General features: G+C 69.4%; 5 protein-coding genes. 3 read left to right on the top strand and 2 right to left on the bottom strand.

All coding sequences use genetic code 11. The features are described 5' to 3' along the window. The first annotated feature begins 83 nt into the window (after positions 1–83). Positions 84–2696, top strand: coding sequence for a glycoside hydrolase family 9 protein (locus HKK72_RS33460; RefSeq protein ID WP_187238426.1), 2613 nt, complete (start codon positions 84–86; stop codon positions 2694–2696). 19 nt (positions 2697–2715) lie between these two features. Here the strand turns inward: HKK72_RS33460 and HKK72_RS33455 are convergent, their stop codons facing one another. Further along, positions 2716–3345, bottom strand: a complete 630-nt coding sequence (locus HKK72_RS33455) for an ATP-dependent Clp protease proteolytic subunit (RefSeq protein ID WP_187238425.1) — start codon at positions 3343–3345, stop codon at positions 2716–2718. Then, positions 3342–3965, bottom strand: a complete 624-nt coding sequence (locus HKK72_RS33450) for an ATP-dependent Clp protease proteolytic subunit (protein ID WP_187238424.1) — start codon at positions 3963–3965, stop codon at positions 3342–3344. The genes HKK72_RS33455 and HKK72_RS33450 overlap by 4 nt, the downstream gene beginning before the upstream one ends. A gap of 1139 nt (positions 3966–5104) precedes the next feature. Between HKK72_RS33450 and HKK72_RS33445 the strand changes: the two genes are divergently transcribed. Then, positions 5105–5953: an ABC transporter substrate-binding protein gene (locus HKK72_RS33445; protein WP_222721461.1), complete on the top strand. Its 849-nt coding sequence runs from the start codon at positions 5105–5107 to the stop codon at positions 5951–5953. Continuing rightward, complete coding sequence (locus HKK72_RS33440; RefSeq protein WP_187238422.1) at positions 5925–6995, top strand: FecCD family ABC transporter permease; 1071 nt, start codon at positions 5925–5927, stop codon at positions 6993–6995. Before HKK72_RS33445 ends, HKK72_RS33440 begins: the two co-directional genes overlap by 29 nt. Positions 6996–7150 lie beyond the last annotated feature (155 nt).

Below are 7150 nucleotides of genomic sequence, written 5' to 3'. Positions count from 1 at the left end.
GGATTCTGGGAGCGCTCCCATGGACTTGTCGCCGACCTTGTGCCACCGTGACGTGACGTGCCGCCCACCCCGCGGAGGACGCCATGACGTGTCAGGTCTACCGGGCTCTCAAGGTGCCGCTCGCGGCGCTGGCGGCACTGGCTCTCACGATGTCGACCCAGGCTTCCGCAGCGGCCGAGGCGCCCGGGCCGGAGCAGGTGCGCAACGGGGACTTCGCCCAGGGCACCACGGCATGGACCTCCTACGGCACCACGTCGACGGGCGTGACCGACGGTGAACTGTGCTCCGTCGTACCGGGCGGCCTCGCCAACCTCTGGGACGCCGGCGTGCTCCAGAACCTCCCGCTCGTCGCCGGTTCCGACTACACGCTGTCCTTCCTGGCCACGGCGAGTGCGCCGGTGTCGATCCGTGTCGCCGTACAGCTCGCCGACCCGCCGTACACGGCCGCGACCGACCAGAGGGTCGCGCTCACGCCCGAACGCCGGACGTTCTCCTTCGACTTCACCGGGAACGCCGACACCGAGCAGGGGCAGCTCGCCTTCCAGCTGGGCGGGTCCGCTGAGCAGTACACCTTCTGCCTGGACGACGTGTCGCTGACCGGCGGGGTCGAGCAGCCGCCGTACACCCCGGACACCGGGCCGCGGGTGCGCGTCAACCAGGTCGGCTATCTGCCCGACGGGCCCAAGGACGCCACGGTCGTCACCACCGCGACCGACCCGCTCGACTGGCAGGTGAAGGACTCCGCGGGCGAGGTCGCCGCCTCGGGCCGGTCCACGCCACGGGGCGTCGACGAGGCCTCGGGTCAGAACGTCCACTCGATCGACTTCGGCGTGCTGAAGCGGGCGGGCAAGGGGTACACGCTCGTCGCGGACGGGGAGACCAGCCATCCCTTCGACGTCTCCGCCGGCCTGTACGACCGGCTGCGGTCGGACTCCCTGCGGTTCTTCTACATCCAGCGCAGCGGCATCGCCATCGACGGCGACCTGGCCGGGCAGGAGTACGCGCGTCCGGCCGGCCACCTCGGGGTGCCGCCGAACACCGGCGACACCGACGTGCCGTGCCAGCAGGGCGTCTGCGACCACCGGCTGGACGTGCGCGGTGGCTGGTACGACGCCGGCGACCAGGGCAAGTACGTCGTCAACGGCGGCATCGCCACCTACCAGCTGCTCAACATCGCGGAGCGCACCAAGACGGCCGTGACCGGCGACTTCGGCACCGCGCTCCGCGACGGGTCGCTGCGCGTGCCAGAGCGGGGCAACGGCGTTCCCGACGTGCTCGACGAGGCCCGTTGGAGCATGGAGTTCCTGCTCCGCATGCAGGTGCCGGCGGGCGAGCCGCTGGCGGGCATGGCTCACCACAAGATCCACGATCGCAACTGGACCGGCCTGCCGATGGCGCCGCACGAGGATCCGGAGCCGCGCGAGCTGCACCCGGCCACGACGGCCGCGACGCTCAACCTCGCCGCCACCGCGGCCCAGTGCGCTCGCGTCTTCGGACCGTACGACGCGGCGTTCGCGCGCCGGTGCCATTCCTCGGCCAAGGTCGCCTATCTCGCCGCGAAGGCGCATCCCGCCGTCTACGCGTCCGAGTCGGACGGCAACGGGGGAGGGTCCTACGCCGACGGCGATGTCTCCGACGAGTTCTACTGGGCCGCGGCCGAGTTGTACCTGACCACGGGCGAGGACCGTTACCGCACCGACCTCACGGCGTCGCCGCACCACACCGGCGAGGTCTTCCAGGCCACCGGCTTCGGCTGGCCGCAGACCGCCGCACTCGGCCGCCTCGACCTGGCGACGGTCCCCAGCGGACTTCCCGCAGAGGACCGGCAGCGCCTGCGCCGGTCGGTCGTCACCGCCGCCGACGGCTACCTGCAGACGGCCCAGGGCCAGGCCTACGGGCTGCCGCTGCCGGGTGGTCCGGGGGCCTACTTCTGGGGCTCCAACAGCAACATCATCAACAACGTCGTGGTCATCGCCACCGCCTACGACCTGACCGGTGACACCGCCTACCGTGACGGTGCCCTGCGGGGCATGGACTACGTCTTCGGCCGCAACGCGCTGAACCAGTCGTACGTCACCGGATGGGGCGAGCAGAGCTCACGCCACCAGCACAGCCGGATGTACGCCCACGACCTGGACCCCGCGCTGCCGGAGCCGCCGGCCGGCTCGCTCGCCGGGGGAGCCAACGCCGGCCTGAACGACCCGTACGCCGCAGAACTCCTGGCGGGATGCAGGCCGCAGTTCTGCTACGTCGACCACATCGACTCGTACGCGACGAACGAGGTGGCGATCAACTGGAACTCGGCGCTGGCCTGGGCGGCGTCGTTCCTGGCCGACCAGGGCGACGCCGGGGCGCCACGGCCGGGAACCTGCCGCGTGCGGTACGCCGACTACGGCGCCTGGGCGGGCGGCGGCGGGTTCACCGCGCAGGCAGAGATCACCAACACCGGCGGCGCCCCGGTCGACGGCTGGACACTGCGCTTCGCGTTCGTCGGCGACCAGAAGGTCCGCGAGGCATGGATGGGCAAGGTAACGCAGGCCGGTGCCGTGGTCACCGCCAGGAACGAGACCTACAATGCCAAGATCATGCCCGGAGCCACGGTGCGGGTGGGCTTCAACGCGACCACCGCGGGCGGGGCCAATCCGACGCCAGGGCTCTTCACTCTGAACGGCGCCGCCTGCGAAATTTCGCCGTAGCGAGTCGGTCGCCCGCCCCTCAGGCCGGAACCGGGTTCTTCTTCCGGCTCGCGTAGACGTCGTCGATCAGGCCGTAGGTCTTGGCCTCCTCGGCGGTGAGGATCTTGTCGCGTTCGATGTCCCGGCTGACCTCCTCGGTGCTCTTGCCGCTGTGCCGGGCCAGGATGTCCTCGAGCTGCTCGCGGATCCGCATGATCTCGCGAGCCTGGATCTCCAGGTCGCTTCCGGTCCCGTGGTTGCCCTCGATCGCCGGCTGGTGGATCAGGATGCGCGAGCTCGGCAGCGCGGCGCGCTTACCGGGAGCCCCGGCGGCGAGCAGCACGGCCGCGGCCGACGCGGCCTGGCCGATGCACACCGTCTGGACGTCCGGCTTGACGAACTGCATCGTGTCGTAGATCGCCGTCATCGCGGTGAACGAGCCACCGGGGGAGTTGATGTACATGCTGATGTCACGGTCCGGGTCGATCGACTCCAGCGTCAGCAACTGGGCCATCACGTCGTTGGCCGAGGTGTCGTCGATCTGGACGCCGAGGAAGATGATCCGCTCCTCGAAGAGCTTGTTGTACGGGTTCATCTCCTTGACCCCGTACGAGGTCCGCTCGACGAACGACGGGAGGATGTAGCGGCCTTCGATCGGGTGAGTGCTCATTGCCCCTCGGTTCGGGTAGCGGTGGACGGGGCTTCGGCCGGGACCTCGGCGGCGTTCCGCACGACGTGGTCGACGAAACCGTACTCCTTGGCCTCATCGGCGGTGTACCAGCGGTCGCGGTCGGAGTCGGCCTCGATGCGTTCGACCGACTGGCCGGTGTGGTGGGCGATGCGTTCCTGCATGACGCGCTTGGTGAACAGCATCTGCTCTGCCTGGATCTTGATGTCGGAGGCCGAGCCGCCGATGCCGCCGGACGGCTGGTGCATCAGGATACGCGCGTTCGGGAGGGCATAACGCTTACCCGTGGTCCCCGCGCACAGCAGGAACTGTCCCATCGAGGCGGTGAAGCCCATCGACAGCGTCGCCACGTCGTTCGGAATGAACTGCATGATGTCGTAGATCGCCATACCGGCCGTCACGGAGCCGCCGGGCGAGTTGATGTAGAGGTGGATGTCGCGCTTGGCGTCCTCGGACGACAGCAGCAGCATCTCGCCGCAGATCCTGGCGGCTACCTCGTCGTCGACCTCCTGGCCCAAAAAGATGATGCGCTTGCGCAGCAGGCGCTGGAACACCTGCTCGGTCTGCGGCGCGATCGACGCCTCGGTTGCCGAATCGTACACATTCCTCGGAGCGAGCTTCGTGCCGGCGTCGCTCGGAGGGTAGAACGTCTTCACCGCATTACCTGCCTCAGGTACGTGGGACGGTCGTGCATTCGATCAATACCGACGTTAACCCTCCTGACCTCGGAAGCCGCTGTTTTTCGCCGCCAGCACATTCCGCTGTTGGCGCACGAAGTCGGCATTTCCGGCCTCCACTTGGCAAGTCTTTCCGCTTTAAGCGCATATATTTCTTGCTATTGACAGCTGATTTCCGAGCTCTTCGGAAGGGCCGGCCGATCGCCGGCCGCGTTCCCTCCGTACCTGGTCACCGGTCGTGGTCACCGGTCGTTGTGAGCGCGCGCAGGTCGCGAGGTTCTCGTCCGGGCGCAGGGTCATCATCCCCACAGCGTACGGCGACATGACCCGAGCGGCGGCCGTGGCCAGGTCGGCGAGGGCGCGGTGCCCGTCCGACGCGAGCCGGTCGGGGCCGGTCGGCCAGATCGGTGCGGCGCGTGCGGCGCGGAGATGTCGCCGGAGCGGTCGCGGCGCGGCAGGAGGTCGGCCGGACGGTTCATGTCGGCGGCGTCCCTCAGCAGGAGATCGCCGATGGCCGGTCGAGGTCCGCATCGGACACCTCGGCGGAGCGATGTCTACTGAATCGGGATCTTAGCGACATGACGAGCATCCTCCCTGTTTGGACGTGGTGCCGTCACCATGATTTCCCGGCCGGAATGCCACGGCCTGCTGTTATTGCGTCCAAGTCATGGTGGAGGAGTTTGCCGCCGTGACCGATGTGGCATGTGAAGTGTGACGTCGCGACTTCCAATTAAATGATCACTGTTGGTGCGTCGCGAAAACCGCGTCGGCACTCCGCGGGTTCGCACCCGCGCAGCGCGGATCAGGTCCGAGCCGCGGCTGGTCGCCGAAGCCAGTCCAGCCCTACATAGGAGTCCCACGGGAGATCCGCCATGCCTTTACCTCGCCTAACTGCCGCCATTCACGCGGCGGCGATGGCCTGCCTTCTCGCCGGTTGCGCCGGGACGTCCACGTCGGCGCCGGCGGGGTCTGACCGACCCTGGCGGCGAGGACCGGCGGCCGGCGGCCCGGCTGCGGCGCCGACGGACCTGCCTGCGGCGATGGGCTCGGCGCAGGGTGATGGTGTGTTCCCCCGAACGGTGACGCACTTCCTCGGCACGACGGAGATCCCTGCCGCACCGAAGCGGATCGTGGTGTTGAGCTCCGGCCAATTGGACGGGCTGTTGTCGCTCGGGTCGGTGCCGGTGGCCGCGACGACGGCGGCCAGGTCCGAACTGGTGCCCGCCTATCTCGCGAAGGCATTCCCCGAGCACAGTCGCGCGCTCGCCGGAATGGTGAATCTGGGAACCCGGATCGAGCCGAACCTGGAGGCGGTGATCGCCGCCCGGCCCGACCTGATCTTGATGAACAACATGGTCGCCGAGTTGTATCCGAAGCTCTCCCGGATCGCTCCGACCGTTGCCGCACAGGGCACCGGCATCTATTGGAAGCGGGACCTGCTCATGATCGGCGCGGCACTCGGGCGCCATCAACAGGCATCAGGGGTCATCGGCGCGTTCCAGCGCGACGCCGCGGCGCTGGCGGGCCGCATCGGTGACGACGCGACGGTCTCCATAGTGCGCTTCGCGCCCGGGCGGAGTCGCATGTTCGGCACCTCGTCGTTCCCGGGCAGCATCGCGGCCGATATCGGGCTCGGCCGGCCGCCGTCACAGCGGTTCTCGAGAATGTCCCGGGACCTCAGCGACGAGCAGGTCAACAAGGTCAACGCGACCTGGATCTTCTACTCGGCGATGGGCCGCCGTGACGTCAAGACGGGCGCCCAGACGGTGCAGACCGGTGAGCTGTGGCGAAGGCTGCCGGCCGTTCACGCGGGCAACGCCGTTCAGATCGACGAGGACCCGTGGTACTACAACTCCGGCCCCGCAGCAGCTCGGGTGGTGCTCCATGACATCGCAGTCGCTACTCGCGCCTGAGCGCGCCGTCGGCCGGGCCGGTCGCGCCGACGGACCGGTCAGCCGCACCGCGGCCCGCCGTACGGGGTGGCTGATCGGCGCCGCGGCATTGCTGCTGCTCGCCGTTCTGCTGAGCCTCGCCGTCGGCAGCCGGGGGATCAGCCCTCTCACGGTCGTGGACGCGCTCCTGCACGGCGGGCATTCCGAAGAGGCGGTGGTCGTCCGGACGCTGAGGATGCCTCGCACGGTCGTGGGGTTGGCGGTGGGCGCGGCACTGGGGCTCGCCGGGACGGTGATGCAGGGCATCACCCGCAATCCCCTCGCCGAGCCCGGAATCCTCGGGGTGAGCCAGGGCGCCGCGATGGCCGTCGTCGTGGCGATCGCCGTGTTCGGTGTGTCGAGCCTGGAGGAGTACGTCTGGTTCGCGTTCGCCGGAGCGATCCTCGCCGTGGTCATCGTCTACACGATCGCGGGACGCGGACGTTCCGGGGTCAGCCCGGTCAAGCTCGCTCTGGCGGGCGCCGCCTTCTCGGCACTGATGGCCTCGGTCACCAGCGCCGTGCTGACCACCAACGCGGCCACTCTTGATCAGTACCGGTTCTGGCAGGTGGGGGCCCTCGGGGGGCGGTCACTGGAGATGGCCGCACAGATGCTCCCCTTCCTGATCGCGGGGGTGCTCCTGGTGTTCGCCGTCGCCAGGGGAATGGACGCGCTGGCGCTGGGCGAGGACATGGCCAGCGGGCTCGGCCAGCGGGTCGCGGTCATCCGGGTGCTGGGCGCGCTCGGCGCGACCCTGCTGACGGGCGTGGCGGTAGCGGCCGCCGGACCGGTCGCCTTCGCCGGACTGGCCGCTCCCCACCTCGCGCGGCTGCTCGTGGGAGCCGCACACCGTTGGGTCCTGTGCCTGTCGGCGCTGCTCGGGTCGAGTCTGCTGCTGGTGGCCGATGTCATGGGACGCGTGCTGTTCCCGCCGGAAGAGGTCCCCGCCGGTGCGATGACCGCGCTGATCGGCGTCCCCGCTCTCGTACTGCTGGTGCGCGGCAAGCGGGTGGTTGCCGGATGACGAACACCGCCATCAGGATGCCGAAGGCGCTGCGGCCACCAGGCCGGGCCCTGGTCCGCCGCGGCACGCTCTCGGTGCTGTTGCACCGGCGCTCCGCCGTGATCGCCGTCGTGCTGACCCTGGTGCTGGCCGCGGCGGTCGTCGCGGCGATCTGC

The organism is Actinomadura sp. HBU206391 (assembly GCF_014323665.1).
In the GTDB taxonomy this organism is placed as follows: domain Bacteria; phylum Actinomycetota; class Actinomycetes; order Streptosporangiales; family Streptosporangiaceae; genus Actinomadura_C.
The sequence above is the reverse complement of the archived record's forward strand: the minus strand, read 5'-3'. Positions and strand labels throughout refer to the sequence as shown.

What these genes read in the sequence shown, in the direction of transcription:
- HKK72_RS33460 (WP_187238426.1), top strand. Translation starts at nt 84, where the DNA reads ATGACGTGTCAGGTCTACCGGGCTCTCAAGGTGCCGCTCGCGGCGCTG.
- HKK72_RS33455 (WP_187238425.1), bottom strand. Translation starts at nt 3,345, where the DNA reads ATGAGCACTCACCCGATCGAAGGCCGCTACATCCTCCCGTCGTTCGTC.
- HKK72_RS33440 (WP_187238422.1), top strand. Translation starts at nt 5,925, where the DNA reads ATGACATCGCAGTCGCTACTCGCGCCTGAGCGCGCCGTCGGCCGGGCC.